The 19,376-nt window shown below is 64.3% G+C and carries 15 protein-coding genes; 9 read left to right on the top strand and 6 right to left on the bottom strand.

The window, feature by feature from the left end; all coding sequences use genetic code 11:
- Nucleotides 1-9: 9 nt before the first annotated feature.
- From CWE01_RS20525 to CWE01_RS20500, 6 genes are read right to left on the bottom strand one after another with little or no spacing between them, the layout of a single operon-like run.
- Complete coding sequence (locus CWE01_RS20525) at nt 10-1,020, bottom strand: chemotaxis response regulator protein-glutamate methylesterase (RefSeq protein ID WP_100942378.1); 1,011 nt, start codon at nt 1,018-1,020, stop codon at nt 10-12.
- Nucleotides 1,017-3,314, bottom strand: a complete 2,298-nt coding sequence (locus CWE01_RS20520; protein WP_100942377.1) for a hybrid sensor histidine kinase/response regulator — start codon at nt 3,312-3,314, stop codon at nt 1,017-1,019. Before CWE01_RS20520 ends, CWE01_RS20525 begins: the two co-directional genes overlap by 4 nt.
- Nucleotides 3,311-3,997 carry a chemotaxis protein CheW gene (locus CWE01_RS20515; RefSeq protein ID WP_100942376.1) on the bottom strand — a complete coding sequence of 229 codons (687 nt, stop codon included), beginning with the start codon at nt 3,995-3,997 and terminating at the stop codon, nt 3,311-3,313. The genes CWE01_RS20520 and CWE01_RS20515 overlap by 4 nt, the downstream gene beginning before the upstream one ends.
- Nucleotides 3,994-5,268 carry a protein-glutamate O-methyltransferase CheR gene (locus CWE01_RS20510; RefSeq protein WP_100942375.1) on the bottom strand — a complete coding sequence of 425 codons (1,275 nt, stop codon included), beginning with the start codon at nt 5,266-5,268 and terminating at the stop codon, nt 3,994-3,996. Before CWE01_RS20510 ends, CWE01_RS20515 begins: the two co-directional genes overlap by 4 nt.
- Nucleotides 5,265-5,783: a chemotaxis protein CheW gene (locus tag CWE01_RS20505; RefSeq protein ID WP_100942374.1), complete on the bottom strand. Its 519-nt coding sequence runs from the start codon at nt 5,781-5,783 to the stop codon at nt 5,265-5,267. Before CWE01_RS20505 ends, CWE01_RS20510 begins: the two co-directional genes overlap by 4 nt.
- Nucleotides 5,783-7,405 (bottom strand): methyl-accepting chemotaxis protein, encoded by a 1,623-nt coding sequence (locus CWE01_RS20500; RefSeq protein ID WP_100942373.1) that lies wholly within the window; start codon nt 7,403-7,405, stop codon nt 5,783-5,785. Before CWE01_RS20500 ends, CWE01_RS20505 begins: the two co-directional genes overlap by 1 nt.
- Before the next feature lie 86 nt (nt 7,406-7,491).
- Between CWE01_RS20500 and CWE01_RS20495 the strand changes: the two genes are divergently transcribed.
- The 9 genes from CWE01_RS20495 to CWE01_RS20455 all read left to right on the top strand — a co-directional run bounded on the left by CWE01_RS20495 (nt 7,492) and on the right by CWE01_RS20455 (nt 19,274).
- On the top strand, nt 7,492-9,159 hold the full coding sequence (locus CWE01_RS20495; protein ID WP_100942372.1) for a GGDEF domain-containing protein: 1,668 nt from the start codon (nt 7,492-7,494) through the stop codon (nt 9,157-9,159).
- A gap of 107 nt (nt 9,160-9,266) precedes the next feature.
- Nucleotides 9,267-10,181: a LysR family transcriptional regulator gene (locus CWE01_RS20490; RefSeq protein WP_100942371.1), complete on the top strand. Its 915-nt coding sequence runs from the start codon at nt 9,267-9,269 to the stop codon at nt 10,179-10,181.
- A gap of 106 nt (nt 10,182-10,287) precedes the next feature.
- Entirely contained in the window at nt 10,288-11,778 is a 1,491-nt protein-coding gene (locus CWE01_RS20485) for a gamma-aminobutyraldehyde dehydrogenase (RefSeq protein WP_100942370.1), read from the top strand.
- 87 nt (nt 11,779-11,865) lie between these two features.
- Nucleotides 11,866-13,017, top strand: coding sequence for a putative ABC transporter substrate-binding protein YdcS (gene ydcS, locus CWE01_RS20480; protein WP_100942369.1), 1,152 nt, complete (start codon nt 11,866-11,868; stop codon nt 13,015-13,017).
- 295 nt (nt 13,018-13,312) lie between these two features.
- Nucleotides 13,313-14,338, top strand: coding sequence for an ABC transporter ATP-binding protein (locus CWE01_RS20475; RefSeq protein WP_100942368.1), 1,026 nt, complete (start codon nt 13,313-13,315; stop codon nt 14,336-14,338).
- A gap of 1 nt (nt 14,339) precedes the next feature.
- Nucleotides 14,340-15,287, top strand: a complete 948-nt coding sequence (locus tag CWE01_RS20470; RefSeq protein ID WP_100942367.1) for an ABC transporter permease — start codon at nt 14,340-14,342, stop codon at nt 15,285-15,287.
- Nucleotides 15,277-16,104, top strand: coding sequence for an ABC transporter permease (locus CWE01_RS20465; RefSeq protein WP_100942366.1), 828 nt, complete (start codon nt 15,277-15,279; stop codon nt 16,102-16,104). Before CWE01_RS20470 ends, CWE01_RS20465 begins: the two co-directional genes overlap by 11 nt.
- Before the next feature lie 162 nt (nt 16,105-16,266).
- The gene (locus CWE01_RS20460; RefSeq protein ID WP_100942365.1) at nt 16,267-17,691 is read left to right on the top strand and encodes a gamma-aminobutyraldehyde dehydrogenase; all 1,425 of its coding nucleotides are present in this window, start codon (nt 16,267-16,269) and stop codon (nt 17,689-17,691) included.
- Between the two features lie 101 nt (nt 17,692-17,792).
- Nucleotides 17,793-19,274 carry an APC family permease gene (locus tag CWE01_RS20455; RefSeq protein ID WP_100942364.1) on the top strand — a complete coding sequence of 494 codons (1,482 nt, stop codon included), beginning with the start codon at nt 17,793-17,795 and terminating at the stop codon, nt 19,272-19,274.
- Nucleotides 19,275-19,376: the final 102 nt, after the last annotated feature.

The raw sequence follows: 19,376 nt of genomic DNA, 5'->3' as shown, positions 1-19,376 counted from the left end.
CTATAGAACTCATGTCGGAAATATCTCCAGCAAGCGTGGAGCGATCGTGTTCAGTGGGCGAATTTCAACAGCGGCATCGATAGCCGCCGCGGCCTTGGGCATGCCGTACACCGCACTGCTCTGCTGGTCCTGGGCGATGGTCAGGTAGCCGCGCTCGCGCATCAGCTTCAATCCCTGGGCACCGTCGCGCCCCATGCCCGTCAACAGCACGCCCACCGCATCGCCATTCCAGTAACTGGCGACACTCTCGAAAAACACATCGATGGAAGGCCGGTAGATCTCGTTCACGGGCTCGGCGGTGTAGGCCAAGGTGCCGTTTTTCAACAAGCGGATATGGTGGTTCGTCCCGGCCAGCAGCACGATACCGCGCTGCGGCGCCTCGCCGTCGCGAGCAAGGCGCACCGGCAGGCCGCAGGCGCTGCTCAGCCATTCAGCCATACCGGCGGCAAATACCTGGTCGACATGCTGGACCAGGACGATCGCGGCGGGGAAATTAGCAGGCAAACCTTTCAGCAAGGTTTCCAGCGCCGCCGGTCCCCCGGCCGAAGAGCCGATGGCCACCAGTTTCTGCCGCGGGCTGTCATCCCGGGCCGGCGCGCTCACGCTGCGCACCCGGCTGCCACGCTGGCCGATCAGCCAGCCGATATTGAGGATCTTGCGCAACAACGGCGCCGCGGCTTCCTTCGGGTTGCCGCCGCCGATGGCCGGGGTGTCGACCACATCCAGGGCGCCGTGGCCCATGGCCTCGAAGACCCGGTGCACATTCTGTTGCCGATCGACGGTGACAATGACAATGGCACACGGTGACTCGGCCATGATCCGCCGAGTGGCTTCGACACCATCCATCACCGGCATGATCAGGTCCATCAGGATCAGGTCCGGGGTGTCCTCGGCGCAATGCTTCACCGCTTCGGCACCATTGCCGGCGACCCAGATCACTTCGTGTGCCGGCTCGAACGCCAGGGCACGGCGCAACGCTTCTACCGCCATGGGCATATCGTTGACGATAGCAATCCTCATCCCTGAGCTCCCCCGATCAGCTCGACCACGGCATCCAGCAAGGCGTCGTCATGAAAACTGGCCTTGGCCAGATAATAGTCGGCTCCGGCGTCCAGTCCACGTCGACGATCCTCTTCACGGTCCTTGTAGGACACCACCATGACCGGCAGCGACTGCAAGCGAGTGTCTTTGCGCAAGAGTGTGACCAATTCAATCCCGTCCATTCGTGGCATATCGATATCGGTGATCAACAGGTCGAAGTCTTCGGCGCGCAGGGCGTTCCAACCGTCCATGCCATCCACCGCGACCGCCACCTCGTAACCCCGGTTGAGCAGCAGTTTGCGTTGCAGTTCGCGCACGGTCAGGGAGTCGTCGACCACCAGCACACGCTTGCGCACGGCCTCGCTGGCCTGGCGATTGCGCCGGTCGATACGTTCCAGGCGACCGGTGTTGAGCAGTTTATCCACTGAACGCAGCATGTCTTCGACGTCGACGATCAGCACCGCCGAACCGTCGTCGAGCAACGCCCCGGCAGAAATATCCTGGACCTTGCCCAGGCGCGGGTCCAGCGGCAGCACCACCAGGGTGCGCTCGCCGATAAAGCGCTCGACCTCGACCCCATAGACCGCATCGCGCTCGCGGATCACCACGACCTTGAGGTTGCCATCATGGTGTTCGCTGGCCGGGCGCTGCAACAACTGGCTAGCCGCCACCAAGCCGACATGCCGGCCTTCGTGCCAGAAGTGCTGGCGCCCCTCGAGTTGCACAATGTCCTCGGGCGCCAGGTCGCACATGCGTTCGATATGGGCCAGGGGAAAGGCATAGGCCTCGCCGCCGACCTCCACCACCAGGCTGCGCACCACCGACAAGGTCAGCGGCACTTCGAGGTGGAAACGGCTGCCCTGCCCCGCCGTCTGCTCCAGCACCACGGCACCGCGCAACTGGCGGACCATGTGCTGCACCGCGTCGAGGCCGACCCCGCGCCCGGAGACTTCGGTGACCTTGTCCCGCAGGCTGAACCCCGGCAGGAAGAGGAAGCTCAGCAACTCCTCTTCGCTCAGTTGCGCGGCGGTCTCGGCCGGGGACAAATGCCGCTCGACAACGCTGCGACGAACCCGCTCCAGGTCCACCCCGGCGCCGTCATCGCTCAATTGCAGCACCAGCAGCCCGGCCTGGTGCGAGGCCCGCAGACGAATCAGGCCTTCCGCCGGTTTCCCGGCCAGCACCCGCAGTTCCGGGCTTTCGATGCCATGGTCCACGGCATTGCGCAGCAGATGGGTCAGCGGCGCTTCGAGCTTTTCCAGCACGTCGCGGTCGACCTGGGTCTTCTCCCCTTCGATTTCCAACCGCACCTGCTTGCCCAGGCTGCGGCCCAGGTCCCGGACCATCCGCACCTGGCCGCCGAGGACATCGGCAAAGGGCCGCATGCGACAGGCCAGCGCGGTGTCATAGAGCACCTGGGCCCGCTGGCTGGCCTGCCAGCCGAACTCGTCCAGCTCCAGGGTTTGCGCCGTCAGCATCTGCTGGGACTCGGCCAGCAAACGCCGGGCATCACCCAGGGCTTCCTCGGCTTCAAGGCTCAGGCCGACGCTCTTCAAGTGATCACTGAGCTGGTCCAGGGCCCGCAGGCCTTTGTCCTGCATTCGCCGCACCCGCTGCATCGTCGCCAGGTACGGCTTGAGGCGCTGGGTTTCCACCAGGGATTTGCTCGACAAATCGAGCAGGCTGTTCAAGCGTTCGGCAGTGACCCGTAATACCCGTTCGCCGCCTTCGGCGACCCGGCGGCCCGGGGTCGCCAGCTCCGGTAACGGGGTGTCCGCCAGCACGGTTTCAAGAGACGGCATTTCAAGGTCAAGGGCTACAGGCGGCACGAACGCGACTTGCGCCGGCTCGGGCGCCGTCGGCAGCACCCGGGCAGGGGCCGCCGCGGGATCGAGCAACGCCTGCAACCGCAGGACATAGGCTTCGATCTCCACCGGCCCGACATTGGCGCTGGGCGTGGCGATGCGCATCAGCAAGTCGGTGCCGTGCAGCAAGGCATCGATATGTTCCGCTTGCAAGTACAGGCGACCTTCCTGGGCGCTGACCAGGCAGTCTTCCATCACATGGGCGACGCTGACTCCGGCATCCACACCGACAATCCGAGCCGCGCCCTTGAGCGAATGGGCCGCACGCATGCAGGCTTCGAGCTGATCGGCCTGGGTCGGGTTGCGCTCCAGGGCCAGCAGGCCGGCGCTGAGCACCTGGGTCTGGGCCTCGGCCTCCAGGCTGAACAATTCCAGCAGCGACGAATCGCGCATTTGATCGGGGGTCATGTGAAGCTCCGGGTCACGGCCGACAGCAATTGCTCTTCATCCAGCCAACGCAGGCTGCGCCCCCTGAACGGCAGGACACCACGAGTGAACCGTGCACTGGCCTGGGGGCCGGCGGCGCTGGCACTGTCGAGCAGGCGCTGGTCGATGGCATGGATACCGTCCACCTCGTCCACCGGCAGCACCACCGGACCGCCCTGGGCACCGACGATCAGCATGCGCGGCATGACCCGGCCACCCGGCGTGGCCGTGATCGAGGCATCCAGCCCGAGCAACTCCACCAGCGACAGGCAGGCCACCAAGGCACCGCGCACGTTGGCCACACCGAGCAAGGCCCGCGAACGCTGGTGCGGCAGGGAATGAATAGGCTGCAGCGGCGCGACTTCCACCAGGCAGCGGGTGGCCAGGCCCAGCCATTCCTCGCCGAGGCGGAACATCAGCAGCGAGCGGGTGACCACATCACGCTCGACCTCGACCGCCGCACCCTGCTCGGGTCGCTCCTGTTGCAACGAATAGCGGTCCAGCAGACGCGTGGCGGCGGCGGAATACACCGCACAGTTACGGCAGTGGATATGTTCGATCAGCAGCGGGCAGGATTTGTCGCCGTGGATGCCGATGCGGTTCCAGCAATCGTCGATTTTCTCGGCGTCGTGGTGGGTCAGGTTCAAGGCTGTCAAACCGCTCATCGTTTACGCTCACTGTCAGCGGTGCGCTCGCTACGGGCGGCGCGCTCCTGCAATCGCCGGGCACCTGCCGCATCACCCTGGGAGGCCAGCAGGGCCGCCAGGTGGACAAGGGCCTCGGGATGTTGCGGTTCCAGGTACAAGGCCTTGCGATAAAAGCCCTGGGCCTCCAGCGCACTGCCGGCCACGTCACTCAGCAGGCCCAGCCAGTAGAAGACCTGGGCCACCGGCTCGTGTTGGCGCAGGTAGGTTTCGCAGGCCTGGCGCGCCTGGGCGCCGTTGCCTTCGTTGGCCAGGGTGGCAATCCGCGCCAGCAGGCCGGCCGCGTCGTTCGAGACCAGCGACACTGGCGCGGCGGGCGTGAACACCGCGCTGGGGGCGAACGGTCGGCGCAGAGGCAACACCGGCGCGCTGACGGGTTGCGACACACGCACCGGCAAAGGCGGCGGGACGATCACCGGCGGGGGTTGGGGCTCGACTTCCGTCGCGCGGCGAAAGGCAAAGGACTGCGCCGCGCCGATGGAGCGCATGCCCATCCGCCCCAGCAGGTTGCCCTCGGCCGGGCCGATAAACAGCACGCCGTCCACGTGGGTGAGGCGCTTGAGAATGTCGAAGACCTGGCGTTGCGTCGCCAGGTCGAAATAGATCAGCAGGTTGCGGCAGAACACGAAGTCATAGACCTCGCCCGCCCGCAACTCGGGATCGAGCAGGTTGCCGCTCTGCAAACGTACCTGTTCGCGGACCCGCTCGCTGAGCCGGTAACCGTCAGCCAGCGCGGTGAAGTGCCGCTCGCGAAACTCCAGCCCCTGGCCGCGAAAGGAATTCTTGCCGTACACCGCGCGCTTGGCCCGCTCCACCGACAGCGGGCTGACGTCGATGCCGTCAACCTTGAACTGGTGCGGCGCCAGGCCCGCATCGAGCAGCGCCATGGCGATCGAATAGGGCTCTTCGCCGGTGGAACAGGGCAGGCTGAGGATCTTCAAGGCGCGCATGCCCTTGATCTGCGCCAACCGTTCGCTGGCCAGGCGCGCCAGGGTGGAAAAGGATTCCGGGTAACGGAAGAACCAGGTTTCCGGGACGATCACCGCTTCGATCAGCGCTTGCTGTTCGTCACCGCTGGTCTGCAAGCGGGTCCAGTAGTGGTCCGCCGAAGGCATCTGCAACTGAGTGCAACGCTGGCGCACGGCACGCTCGATAATCGCCGGGCCGACCGAGGCGACATCAAGGCCGATGCGGTGCTTGAGGAAGTCGAAAAAGCGCTGGTCGTCACTCATGGGCGCCCCTCATCCACCGCCGGAAACAACAGCGCGCGCACCTCGGCATTGAGCAGGTCGTTGACCCGAATGCGTTGCAACAGGCCCTGGGCATCTTCGCGTACCGGCCCCAGGTAGGGCGCGTCGCGGTTGTCCAGACCATAGGGCCGGAAGTCCGCCGGGTTGCAGCGCAGGGTATCGGTGGCCTGTTCGAGAATCAGCCCGAGCAGCCGCCTGGGCACCTCGCCGGCGGGACGGTAATGCACCAGCACCAACCGCGTGCTGGTCCGGGCCGCCGCCGGCTGGCCGAAGGTCATGGCGCTGACGTCGATCACCGGGACCATTGCGCCACGGTGGGCCAACACGCCCGCGACCCAGGCCGGTGCCTGGGCAATGGGCTTGAGTTGCAGGCGCGGCAGCACTTCGGCCACTTCCATGGCCTCCAGGGCATAGCGTTCGCCGTTGATGCGAAAGACCAGGAACAGGCTGTTCCTGGGCTGCGCGCTGGCGACGCGTTTAGCCACCCACTCGCTCATCAGACTTTGAAACGCGAGACGCCGCTGCGCAGGCCTACCGCGACCTGGCTCAGCTCGTCGATGGCGAAACTGGCCTGGCGCAGGGATTCGACGGTCTGGCTGCTGGCATCGCCCAGTTGCACCAGGGCGAGGTTGATCTGTTCGGCACCGGTGGCCTGGGCCTGCATGCCTTCGTTGACCATCAGCACCCGCGGCGCCAGGGCCTGGACCTGATGGATGATCTGCGACAGTTGCTCGCCGACCTGCTGCACTTCGAACATGCCGCGGCGCACTTCCTCGGAGAACTTGTCCATGCCCATGACCCCGGCGGACACCGCCGACTGGATCTCGCGGACCATCTGTTCGATGTCGTAGGTGGCGACGGCGGTCTGGTCCGCCAGGCGCCGCACTTCGGTGGCGACCACGGCAAAACCGCGACCGTACTCACCGGCCTTTTCCGCCTCGATGGCGGCGTTGAGGGACAACAGGTTGGTCTGGTCGGCGACCTTGACGATGGTCACCACCACCTGGTTGATGTTGCCGGCTTTCTCGTTGAGGATCGCCAGCTTGGAGTTCACCAGGTCGGCGGCGCCCATCACCGAATGCATGGTTTCTTCCATGCGCGCCAGCCCTTGCTGGCCGGAACCGGCCAGCACCGAGGCCTGGTCGGCGGCGGTGGACACCTCGGTCATGGTCCGCACCAGGTCGCGGGAGGTCGCGGCGATTTCCCGCGAAGTCGCACCGATCTCGGTGGTGGTCGCGGCGGTTTCAGTCGCCGTGGCCTGCTGCTGCTTGGACGTGGCGGCGATTTCCGTGACCGAGGTGGTGACCTGCACCGAAGAGCGCTGGGCCTGGGAAACCAGGGCCGTCAATTCAGTCATCATGTCGTTGAAGCCGGTTTCCACCGCCCCGAACTCGTCCTTGCGCGCCAGGTTCAGACGGCTGCTCAAGTCACCGGTGCGCATGATTTCAAGGATTTCGACAATTCGCTGCATCGGCGCCATGATCGCCCGCATCAGCAGCAGGCCGCAGAGGCCGGCGGCGAGCACCGCGATCAGCAAGGAAATGCCCATGCTGAGTTTCGCCGCTGATACGGCGGCGGAAATCGAGTCCGTGTCCTGGTCGGCGACGTCCTTGTTCTGGTCGATGATGTCATTGAGTTGCTTACGACCTTCGGCCCAGGCAGGCGCCAATTGCTCGTTGAACATCCGGATAGCCTGGTCGTTCTGCTTGTGCTGATAGAGATCGAGCACGCTGGCCAGCAACTTGTCGTAAGCCACCCGCTCACGCTTGAATACGTCGAAGGCCACTTGGTCTTCCTGACTGAAAATGGTCTTCTGGTAGTTCTCGATCTGCACGTTCAGACGGTTTTCGAAGCCCTTGAACTGCGCCTGGTCAGCGGCACTGATAACGCCGTCGGCGCTGAATCCCAGCAGTTGCTGGGTCAGGACATAACTGTCGACCCAGGCACTGCGGATCATGGTGCTGTAGTAAACCCCGGGAATGGCGTCGGTGCGCACACTTTCCTCGCTGGACTCGATCGACAGCAGCCGGGAATACGAAGCCACCACCATCAGCAGCATGATCGCGATGATGACGGCAAAGCTTGCCAATATTCGTTGGCGCAACGTCCAGTTCTTCACTCGCAGTCCTCTAGAGCCATTCAAATGAGGGGCAGTATAGCCGAGCGTGTGTCATCCTTGATCCATCCATTCTAGGAACCCAGTTCATGCCCGTCCTGCCCAGCCTGCGCAGTCGTTTCGCGCTGATGATCGCCTTGTTGGTCGGCTTGCTGAGCTGGTTGCTGGGCTCGCTGATCAGCCACGACTCCAGTTCAAGGATGATCCGCGAAATTGGCCAGGATCTGGCCGAAAATGCCTACCAGATGTCGGATCGACTGGACCGCGACATGGCCAGCCGGATTCACCTGCTGAGCGTCATCAGTCGGCTCCAGGTCATCCAGCAAGCCTCGGACACCCAGCAGATCCGCCACCTGCTCGACCATTTGCAGGCGGAGTTCCCGAGCATCGCCTGGGTCGGTTTCGTCGCCCCCGACGGGGTGGTCAAGGCCGCGACCCAAGGCATTCTCGAACAGGCCAATATCGGCGAGCGGCCGGTGTTCAGCCAGGGCCGGGAACGGTTGTTCGTCGGTGATGTGCATGACGCCAAGCTACTGTCCAAACTGCTGCCCAACCCCAGTGGCGAGGCCATGAAGTTCGTCGACATCAGCCTGCCGGTGTTCAGCGACGAACTCAGCAACATACCGTCACAAAATAAAGTCGGCGTCCTCGCCGCGCACCTCTCCTGGGGCTGGGCCGAAGAGCTGCGCCGGTCGTTGCTCGAACCCCTGCTGATCCGGCGCAAGGAAGAGTTTTTTGTCCTCGCCGCCAACCACCAGGTCATCCTCGGCCCCAAGGAGTCGATCGGCCAGGCACTGCCCCTGCCCTTGCTCGATGACCTCGGCAACCAACAGACCCGTTGGGGCGTCCAGCGCTGGCCGGACGGCCAGGACTACCTCACGGGCATTGCCGTGAGTCGTGGCTACGGCAGCTATAGCGGACTGGGCTGGACCGTGGTGGCGCGCCAGACGCTCGATGAGGCCTACGCGCCGGCCAAGGCATTGCAGCGCGATATCCTGGTCTGGGGCATTGCCCTGGCGGTGGTTATCGCCTTTATCGGCTGGTTGCTGGCCACCTGGTTTACCCGGCCGCTGCATGCCATCGCCCGGGCCGCCGACCGTTTGAGCCTGGGTGAGTCCATGGAGATTCCCGAAGTCAGGGGCACCCGGGAAATCGCCCAGTTGAGCCAATCGATCCGCCATCTGGTGGACAGCCTGAGCAATCACCAGACCGCCCTGGGGATGATGGAAAGCCTGGCCCACCATGATGCCCTGACCGGCCTGCCGAACCGCGCCGCCCTGGAGAAATACCTGCCCCGCGCCCAGCAGCGCAGCCAGGCACAGAACCATTACCTGGCCTTGCTCTACCTGGACCTCGACGGTTTCAAGCCGATCAACGACCAGTTCGGCCATGCCGGCGGCGATGAGCTGCTCAGGGAAGTGGCAAGTCGCTTGCGCGTCTGCCTGCGCGAAGGCGACCTGGTGGCACGCCTGGGTGGCGACGAATTCCTGATGGTCCTGCAAGTGCCCCGCCACGATGCCGTCGACCAGGCACGCAGCATTGCCGAGCGTGTGCTCGCCAGCCTGGGGCAATCATTCCGGGTCCACGATGTCCCCGCCTGGATCGGTTGCAGCATCGGCGGCGCGCTGTGGCCCCTGGATGCTCCGGACCTGAGCGACGTGCTCGGCCTGGCGGACCGCGCCTTGTACCGCGCCAAGCATGCGGGCAAGGGCCAGGCGCATTTTCATGACGCGGCAAAGGCTGGCGGTTCGCACTGAGGTCGCCACTTGCGCCCGCCACCTGCAAGGCCATCGATTAAAAAGATATACACTGGCTCGCATCCATAAAAACAACCTGCCGGCTAACCGGCATCGGTGCGCGCCCCATGATGACCCTGCGTCAGATCCGTCACTTTATCGCCGTGGCCGAGACCGGCTCGATCTCGGCCGCCGCCCAGGCGGTGTTCATTTCCCAGTCGACCCTGACCCTGGCGATCCAGCAGTTGGAGCAGGAGATCGGCGTCAGCCTGTTCAACCGCCACGCCAAGGGCATGACCCTGACCCACCAGGGCCACCAGTTCCTGCGCCAGGCCCACCTGATCCTCGCCACTGTCGACAACGCCAAGCGCAGCCTGCAACAGAGCACCGACCAGGTCGCCGGGCAACTGACCATCGGCGTGACCAGCCTGGTGGCCGGCTACTACCTCGCCGACCTGCTGACCCGTTTCCAGCGCGCCTACCCCAACGTGGAAATCCGCGTGATGGAAGACGAGCGCCCCTATATCGAGCACTTGCTGGTCAGCGGCGAGATCGATGTCGGGGTGCTGATCCTCTCCAACCTCGAAGACCGCCATGCCCTGCAGACCGAGGTCCTGACCCATTCGCCCCATCGCCTGTGGCTGCCGGCCCAGCACCCGCTGCTGGAACACGACAGCATCAACCTGGCCGACGTCGCCCGCGAGCCGCTGATCCAGCTCAATGTCGATGAAATGGACCGCAATGCCCAGCGCATGTGGCGCGGCGCCGGCCTGCAACCGCGGATCACCCTGCGCACCGCATCCACCGAAGCGGTACGGAGTCTGGTGGCGGCCGGACTGGGGGTATCGATCCAGCCGGACATGACCTACCGGCCCTGGTCCCTGGAGGGCGACATCATCGAAGCCCGGCCCCTGGCCGACCTCAGCCAGACCCTGGACGTGGGCCTGGCCTGGCGCCGGGGCACCGCCCGGCCGCCGCTGGTGGACCCATTCCTGACCGTGGCTCGCGAACAGCCCCACGGCGGCCGCAAGCCATCTATTTAATCGAACGTTGCATTCAGTATTTAGTATTTGTCGACCTCCCGTCCGCCCTCTAGTCTCTTGCCATCCATCTAGAGAAAGGCCGGACTCCAGCGATAGGGGAAGCTCCATGGCCACACAAGAAAAGAGAACTCGCAAAATGGCTGGCGCACACCCGACCCCACTGTTCACCGCTTTGCTGATCGACGGTGAACTCGTTGCCGGCCAGGGTTTTGTCGAGCCGATCCTCAACCCGGCCACGGGCGAGGTACTGACCCATATCGCCGAAGCCAGCAGCGAACAGGTCGAAAGCGCCATCCTCGCCGCCCATCGGGCCTTTGCCGGCTGGTCGCGGACCACTCCGCAGCAACGGGCCAATATCCTCCTGGCCATCGCCGATGCGGTGGAGAAAAACGCCGACCTGCTGGCCCGCCTGGAATCGCTGAACTGCGGCAAACCCCTGCACCTGGCCCGCCAGGACGACCTCAGCGCCACAGTCGACGTATTCCGCTTCTTCGCCGGTGCCGTGCGTTGCCAGACCGGCCAGTTGTCCGGCGAATACCTGCCGGGCTACACCAGCATGGTGCGCCGCGACCCGATTGGCGTGGTCGCCTCCATCGCGCCGTGGAACTACCCGATCATGATGGCCGCGTGGAAAATCGCCCCGGCCCTGGCCGCTGGCAACACCCTGGTATTCAAACCCTCCGAACACACGCCGCTGTCGATCCTGGCCCTGGCGCCAACCCTCGCCGAGCTGCTGCCGCCAGGGGTGATCAATATCGTTTGCGGCGGTGGCGAAGGGGTCGGCAGCCATCTGGTCAGCCACCCGAAAGTGCGCATGGTGTCGCTGACCGGCGATATCGTCACCGGCCAGAAAATCCTCCAGGCCGCCGCCAAAAGTGTGAAACGCACCCACCTGGAACTGGGCGGCAAGGCACCGGTGATCGTCTGCAACGACGCCGATCTGCAAGCCGTGGTCGAAGGCGTGCGCAGCTACGGCTACTACAACGCCGGGCAAGATTGCACCGCGGCTTGTCGGATCTACGCCCAGGCCGGGATTCACGACAAGCTGGTGGCCGAACTCGGCGCGGCGGTCAGCAGCCTGCGGTTTGCCGGCAAGCGCGACGCCGACAATGAAATCGGCCCGCTGATCAGCACCCGCCAGCGCGACCGCGTCGCCAGCTTTGTCGAACGCGCCCTCGGGCAACCGCATATCGAACGGGTCACCGGTGCCGCCGTGCATTCCGGGGCCGGCTTCTATTACCAGCCGACCCTGCTCGCCGGTTGCAAGCAGAGCGACGAGATCGTCCAGCGCGAAGTGTTCGGCCCGGTGGTCACCGTGACCCGCTTCGACGAACTGAGCCAGGCGGTGGACTGGGCCAACGACTCGGAATACGGCCTGGCCTCGTCGGTCTGGACCCAGAACCTGGACAAGGCCATGCAGGTGGCTTCGCGCCTGCAATACGGCTGCACCTGGATCAACAGCCATTTCATGCTGGTCAGCGAAATGCCCCACGGCGGCCTGAAGCGCTCCGGTTACGGCAAGGATCTGTCCAGCGATTCGCTTCAGGACTACAGCGTGGTGCGGCACATCATGGCGCGCCACGGCCAGCATTTGTAAGACGCTCTACGCTAATAACCAGCCCGCAAACGGCACGCTGCATCACGTTCAACTGCCCCGACCATAATTAAAGAAGAGGGAATCCCCATGTTCGTGCACAAGACCGCACTGCTCAGTGCAATGACCACCGCGCTGCTGGCCAGCGTCTCGATCCAGGCCGCCGAGCCGCTGAAAGCCGTCGGTGCGGGCGAAGGCCAACTGGATATCGTCGCCTGGCCCGGCTACATCGAACGCGGCGAAAGCGACAAGGCCTACGACTGGGTGACGGGCTTCGAGAAGGAAACCGGTTGCAAGGTCAGCGTGAAAACCGCGGCCACCTCCGATGAAATGGTCAGTCTGATGGCCAAGGGTGGTTATGACCTGGTCACCGCCTCCGGCGACGCCTCCCTGCGGCTGATCGTCGGCAAGCGTGTGCAACCGATCAACACCGCATTGATCCCGAACTGGAAGAACCTCGACCCGCGTCTCAAGGATGCGCCGTGGTATGTGGTCAACAAGCAGACCTACGGCACGCCTTATCAGTGGGGCCCGAACGTGCTGATGTACAACACCAGTGTGTTCAAGCAGGCACCGACCAGCTGGGGTGTGATCTTCGATGCGCAGAACCTGCCGGACGGCAAGCCGAACAAGGGCCGCGTGCAGGCCTATGACGGCCCGATCTACATTGCCGACGCGGCGCTGTACCTGAAGTCGGCGAAGCCGGAACTGGGGATTCAGAACCCCTACGAGCTGACTGAAACCCAGTACAAGGCCGTGCTCGACCTGCTGCGCGCGCAGCAGCCGTTGATCCATCGCTACTGGCATGACGCGACCGTGCAGATGAGTGACTTCAAGAACGAAGGCGTCGCCGCCTCCAGTTCCTGGGGCTATATGGTCAACGGCTTGCAGGCGGACAAGCAGCCGGTGGCTTCGACCATTCCGAAGGAAGGCGTCACCGGCTGGGCCGACACCACCATGCTGCACGCCGATGCCAAGCACCCGAACTGCGCCTACAAGTGGATGGACTGGTCGCTGCAGCCCAAGGTCCAGGGCGATGTCGCGGCCTGGTTCGGTTCGTTGCCGGCGGTCCCGGCGGCGTGCAAGGAAAGCGAGTTGCTGGGGGCTGAAGGCTGCAAGACCAATGGCTTCGACCACTTCGACAAGATCGCCTTCTGGACCACTCCGCAGGCCGCGGGCGGCAAGTTCGTGCCGTATAGCCGCTGGACCCAGGATTACATCGCGATCATGGGCGGCCGTTGATCCCCGAGCGATCTTGAGTACCCGCAGAACCTGTAGGCGCTGGCTTGCCGGCGATGGCGTCCAGATAGGCGATGCAAGGCTCAAGGGCCTCATCGCTGGCAAGCCAGCTCCTACAAGGGATCGGTGTCGAATACCGAATTTGCGTACGACACAAATCCTGTAGGAGCCGGCTTGCCGGCGATGGCGTCCGAACAGGCGGCGCGCTGTGAGTCAGACCGCTCTCCACCGTTTCAGCTTTTTCAGAAGTCCAGGCCGGGCCGCTGTGGCGACCCATGCCTTCTCGGAGCACCGCATCATGACGCTTGCAGTCCAGTTCACCCACGTTTCCCGTCAGTTCGGCGAAGTGAAAGCCGTCGACCGGGTTTCCATCGATATCCAGGACGGCGAGTTCTTTTCCATGCTTGGCCCTTCCGGCTCGGGCAAGACCACCTGCCTGCGCCTGATCGCCGGTTTCGAACAGCCCAGCGCCGGCTCGATCCGCATCCATGGCGAAGAAGCCGCCGGCCTGCCGCCCTATCAGCGCGACGTGAACACGGTGTTCCAGGATTACGCGCTGTTCCCCCACATGAACGTTCGCGACAACGTCGCCTACGGCCTGAAAGTCAAAGGCGTCGGCAAGACCGAACGCCTGAACCGCGCCGAAGAAGCCCTGGGCATGGTCGCCCTGGCCGGCTATGGCGAGCGCAAGCCGGTGCAGCTCTCCGGCGGCCAGCGCCAGCGCGTGGCCCTGGCCCGCGCCCTGGTCAATCGCCCTCGCGTGCTGCTGCTCGACGAACCCCTCGGCGCGCTGGACCTCAAGCTGCGCGAACAGATGCAGGGCGAGCTGAAAAAACTGCAACGGCAACTGGGCATCACCTTCATCTTCGTCACCCATGACCAGACCGAAGCCCTGTCCATGTCCGACCGTGTCGCCGTGTTCAACAAAGGCCGCATCGAACAGGTCGACAGTCCGCGCAACCTCTATATGAAACCGGCCACCGTGTTTGTCGCCGAGTTCGTCGGCACCTCCAACGTGATTCGCGGTGACCTGGCAAAACAGCTCTGTGGCAGCGACCTGCCACTGTCGATCCGTCCGGAGCACGTGCGCTTCGCCGACGGTCCGGTGCAAGGCCATGAGGTCGAGATCAGCGGCCTGCTCCACGATATCCAGTACCAGGGCAGCGCCACCCGCTACGAACTGAAACTGGACAACGGCCAGACCCTGAACATCAGCCAGCCCAACAGCCAATGGCAGGACACCCATACCGGGCACCAGGCCGGCCAGCGCATCACCGCGCGCTGGGCACGGGAAGCCATGACTGTGCTGGCGAGCGAGGCCTGACATGAACACCCTCGCCCTCCCCCAAGCGACCGCCGCCGGCTCGCCGATGCGGCGCTTCGCCAACCTGTTGTACCGCCGCCCCAACGTCTACCTGGCGCTGCTGCTGGTGCCGCCGCTGATCTGGTTCGGCGCGATCTACCTCGGCTCGCTGCTGACCCTGCTCTGGCAAGGGTTCTACACCTTCGACGACTTCACCATGGCGGTCACCCCGGACCTGACCCTGGCCAACTTCGCCGCCCTGTTCGCACCGTCGAACTTCGACATCATCCTGCGCACCCTGAGCATGGCGGTGGTGGTGTCCATCGTCGCCGGTTTCATCGCCTTCCCCATCGCCTACTACATGGCGCGCTACACCACGGGCAAGACCAAGGCGTTCTTCTACATCGCGGTGATGATGCCGATGTGGGCCAGCTATATCGTCAAGGCCTACGCCTGGACCCTGCTGCTGGCCAAGGGCGGTGTCGCCCAGTGGTTCGTCCAGCACCTCGGGCTGGAGCCGCTGTTGCAGTTCGTGCTGGGCATTCCCGGGGTCGGCGGCAGTACCTTGTCGACCTCGCACCTGGGACGTTGCCTGGTGTTCGTCTATATCTGGCTGCCGTTCATGATCCTGCCGATCCAGGCCTCCCTGGAGCGCCTGCCGCCGTCGTTGCTGCAAGCCTCCGCGGACCTCGGCGCCAAGCCGCGCCAGACCTTTATGCAGGTGGTCCTGCCGCTGTCGATTCCCGGCATCGCCGCGGGGTCGATCTTCACCTTCTCGCTGACCCTGGGCGACTTTATCGTGCCGCAACTGATCGGCCCGCCCGGCTACTTCGTCGGCAGCATGGTCTACGCCCAGCAGGGCGCCATCGGCAACATGCCGATGGCAGCGGCCTTCACCCTGGTGCCGATCGTGCTGATCGCCGTGTACCTGTCCATCGTCAAACGCCTGGGGGCCTTCGATGCGCTCTAATTCACAGCAACACGGCGACAAGGCTTCATTGGGTCTGCGCCTGGCGGCCTGGGGCGGGCTGGTGTTCCTGCACTTCCCGATCCTGATCATCTTCCTCTACGCCTTCAACACCGAAGACGCGGCCTTCAGCTTCCCGCCCCAGGGCTTCACCCTGAAGTGGTTCAGCGTGGCCTTCGGCCGGCCGGACGTGCTGGAAGCCATCAAGCTGTCGTTGCAGATCGCCGCGATTGCCACGCTGATCGCCATGCTGCTCGGCACCCTGGCTTCGGCCGCCCTGTATCGCCGGGACTTCTTCGGCAAGCAGGGCATCTCGCTGATGCTGATCCTGCCCATCGCGCTGCCGGGGATCATCACCGGGATCGCCCTGCTCGCAACCTTCAAGACCCTGGGGATCGAGCCTGGGATGTTCACCATCATCGTCGGCCACGCGACCTTCTGCGTGGTGATCGTCTACAACAACGTCATCGCCCGCTTGCGGCGCACCTCCCACAGCCTGATCGAGGCCTCGATGGACCTGGGTGCCGACGGTTGGCAGACCTTCCGCTACATCGTCCTGCCGAACCTCGGCTCGGCGTTGCTGGCCGGCGGCATGCTGGCGTTTGCCCTGTCGTTCGACGAGATCATCGTCACCACCTTTACTGCCGGCCATGAACGCACCTTGCCGATCTGGCTGCTCAACCAGCTCAGCCGGCCACGGGATGTGCCCGTGACCAACGTGGTCGCCATGCTGGTGATGATGGTCACGATGCTGCCGATCCTCGGCGCCTACTACCTGACCCGCGGCGGTGAAAGCGTGGCGGGCAGTGGTGGCAAATAACCCATTTCCAAGGATCAACACCGAACCTGTAGGAGCAGGGCTTGCCGGCGATGGCGTCCTGATAGGCGATGCAGGGCTCAAGGGCCTCTTCGCGGGCAAGCCCTGCTCCTACAAAGGTTCGGTGTTGATCGAAATATCTGATTGCGTCATGAGGACATCCATATGCAAACCAAACTGCTGATCAACGGCCAGCTCGTCAACGGCGAAGGCCCGGCCCAATCCGTGTTCAACCCGTCCCTGGGCCGGGTGCTGGTGGATATCCACGAAGCCAGCGAAGCCCAGGTCGACGCCGCCGTGCGCGCCGCCGCCGCCGCTTTCGAAAGCTGGTCGCAGACCGCACCGAAGGACCGCTCCCTGCTGCTGCTGAAACTGGCCGATGCCATCGAGGCCCACGGCCCGGAACTGGCGAAACTGGAATCGGACAACTGCGGCAAACCCCTGAGCGCCGCCCTCAACGACGAGATCCCGGCCATCGCCGACGTGTTCCGTTTCTTCGCTGGCGCCAGCCGCTGCATGAGCGGCTCGGCGGGAGGCGAATACCTGCCCGGCCACACCTCGATGATCCGCCGCGACCCGGTGGGCGTGATCGCCTCCATCGCACCGTGGAACTACCCGCTGATGATGGTCGCCTGGAAAATCGCCCCGGCCCTGGCCGCCGGCAATACCGTGGTGCTCAAACCCTCGGAACAGACCCCGCTGACCGCACTGCGCCTGGCCGAACTGGCGGCGCAGATCTTCCCCGCCGGCGTGCTCAACCTGGTCTTCGGCCGTGGCCCGACCGTGGGCAATCCGCTGGTGACCCATCCGCAGGTGCGCATGGTCTCGCTGACCGGTTCCATTGCCACCGGCTCGCACATCATTTCCAGCACCGCCGACAGCGTCAAGCGCATGCACATGGAACTGGGCGGCAAGGCCCCGGTGATCATCTTCGACGACGCCGATATCGACGCCGCCGTGGAAGGCATCCGCACCTTCGGTTTCTACAATGCCGGCCAGGACTGCACCGCCGCCTGCCGGGTCTACGCCCAGGCCGGGATCTACGAGAAGTTCGTCGAGAAACTCGGCGCGGCGGTCAGCACCATCAAGTACGGCTTGCAGGACGACCCTGAAACCGAGCTGGGTCCACTGATCACGGCCCAGCACCGTGACCGCGTGGCCGGCTTCGTCGAGCGCGCGCTGGCCCAGTCGCATATCCGCCTGGTCACCGGGGGCAAGGCGGTACCCGGCAATGGCTTCTTCTTCGAACCGACGGTCCTGGCCGATGCCCAGCAGGATGACGAAATCGTCCGCCGCGAGGTGTTCGGGCCGGTGGTATCGGTGACGAAGTTCAGCGATGAAGCCCAGGTACTGGGTTGGGCCAACGATTCGGACTACGGCCTGGCGTCGTCGGTATGGACCGCCGACGTCGGTCGCGCCCACCGCCTGGCGGCCCGTTTGCAATACGGCTGCACCTGGGTCAACACCCATTTCATGCTGGTCAGCGAAATGCCCCATGGCGGGCAGAAACTGTCCGGTTATGGCAAGGACATGTCCATGTACGGATTGGAGGACTACACCACCGTGCGTCATGTGATGTTCAAGCACTAAGTACCAACCCACCACAACAATACCGAACCGGGACGGGCCGTCATGGCCCGGCCACGGTTTCGGACACCTGAAATCTGCCGATTTTCCGGAGCAATACCGTCATGAGTGCACAACCCCATCTCGGCGCAGCAGCCGACAGCGATGCCGAACAGCTGCGCAAACTGGGCTACACCTCGAACTTCAATCGCAGCATGAGCCTGTGGGAAAACTTCGCCCTGGGCTTTACCTACCTTTCGCCGGTGGTCGGCGTCTACACCCTGTTCGGCCTGTGCCTGGCCGCCGGCGGCCCGCCGATGTTCTGGGCCTACCTGCTGGTGGGCTGTGGACAACTGCTGGTCTGCCTGATCTTCGGTGAAGTGGTCTCGCAATTCCCGATTTCCGGCGGTGTCTACCCGTGGGCCCGACGCCTGGTGGGTAAACGCTGGGCGTGGATGGTCGGCTGGATCTACTCCATCGCCCTCTGTGTGACCATTGCCGCCGTAGCCGTGGGTGCCGGTCCTTACCTGGCGGCGATGCTCGGTTTCGAGCCGAGCAACAACACCAATATCGTCATCGCCCTGGTGCTGACGCTGTTCGCCACCCTGGTCAACCTCAGCGGCACCAAGGTCCTGGCACGCATCGCCATGTTCGGCTTTCTCTGCGAACTGGTCGGCGCGGTGATCGTCGGCGTCTACCTGCTGGTGTTCGAGCGTCACCAGCCGATCAGCGTGCTGTTCAACACCTTCGATATCCGTGTCGACGGCTCCTACCTGCCGGCGTTCCTCACTGCATCCCTGGCCGGCATGTTCCTCTACTACGGCTTCGAAGCCTGCGGCGATGTGGCCGAGGAAACCCCGAACCCGAGCAAGCAGATCCCGGTGGCCATGCGCATGACCATCTACATCGGCGGTATCGCCGCGATGTTCGCCTGCCTGGCGCTGATCCTCGCTGTGCCGGACATGCAGGCGGTGATCAACGGCACCGACAAGGACCCGGTGACCACCATCCTCAACAATGCCTTCGGTAGCGTCGGTTCGAAAGTGGTGATGGGAGTGGTGATGATTTCCTTCATCTCCTGCGTCATCAGCCTGCAAGCGGCTGCCAGTCGCCTGCTGTATTCCTACGCCCGGGATGAAATGGTCATCGGCAGCCACCTGCTCAAGCGGCTTTCACCGACCACCCAGGTGCCGGTAGCGGCGCTGTTCGTCTCCGGCGTGCTGCCGGCGCTGATCATCGCCCTCGGTTTCTTCCTGCAGGACGCGGTGGCGACCATCGTCAGCTTCGCGGCCATTGGCATCTACCTGGCGTTCCAGATGATCGTGCTGGCCGCCCTGTTCGCCCGGGCCCGCGGCTGGAAACCCAGCGGCAAGTTCACCCTGGGTGCCTGGGGCCTGCCGGTGAATATCGGCGCGCTGGTCTACGGCGTCGGCGCCATCGTCAACATGGCCTGGCCGCGCACCCCGGATGCGGCGTGGTACATCAACTACGCCATGGTCCTGAGCACCGCCATCGTCATCGGTCTCGGCCTGCTCTACATGTGGCTGGGCAAGCCTTATGACCGTGGCACGGCGCCAGCGGGTGATGCCTGGAAAATCAGTCGGTAACGGCAAGCGTTGCTTACCTGGTAGGGAAAAACACGCTGGGCGGCCCCGCCCGGCGTTGCAAAACGAACAAGCGCAGTACCACAGACAAAATGATCCTTATAA

It is taken from the genome of Pseudomonas sp. QS1027, assembly GCF_002814235.1.
GTDB lineage: Bacteria > Pseudomonadota > Gammaproteobacteria > Pseudomonadales > Pseudomonadaceae > Aquipseudomonas.
Note: the sequence above shows the minus strand (reverse complement) of the source record. Positions and strands in the feature narration are given on the sequence as shown.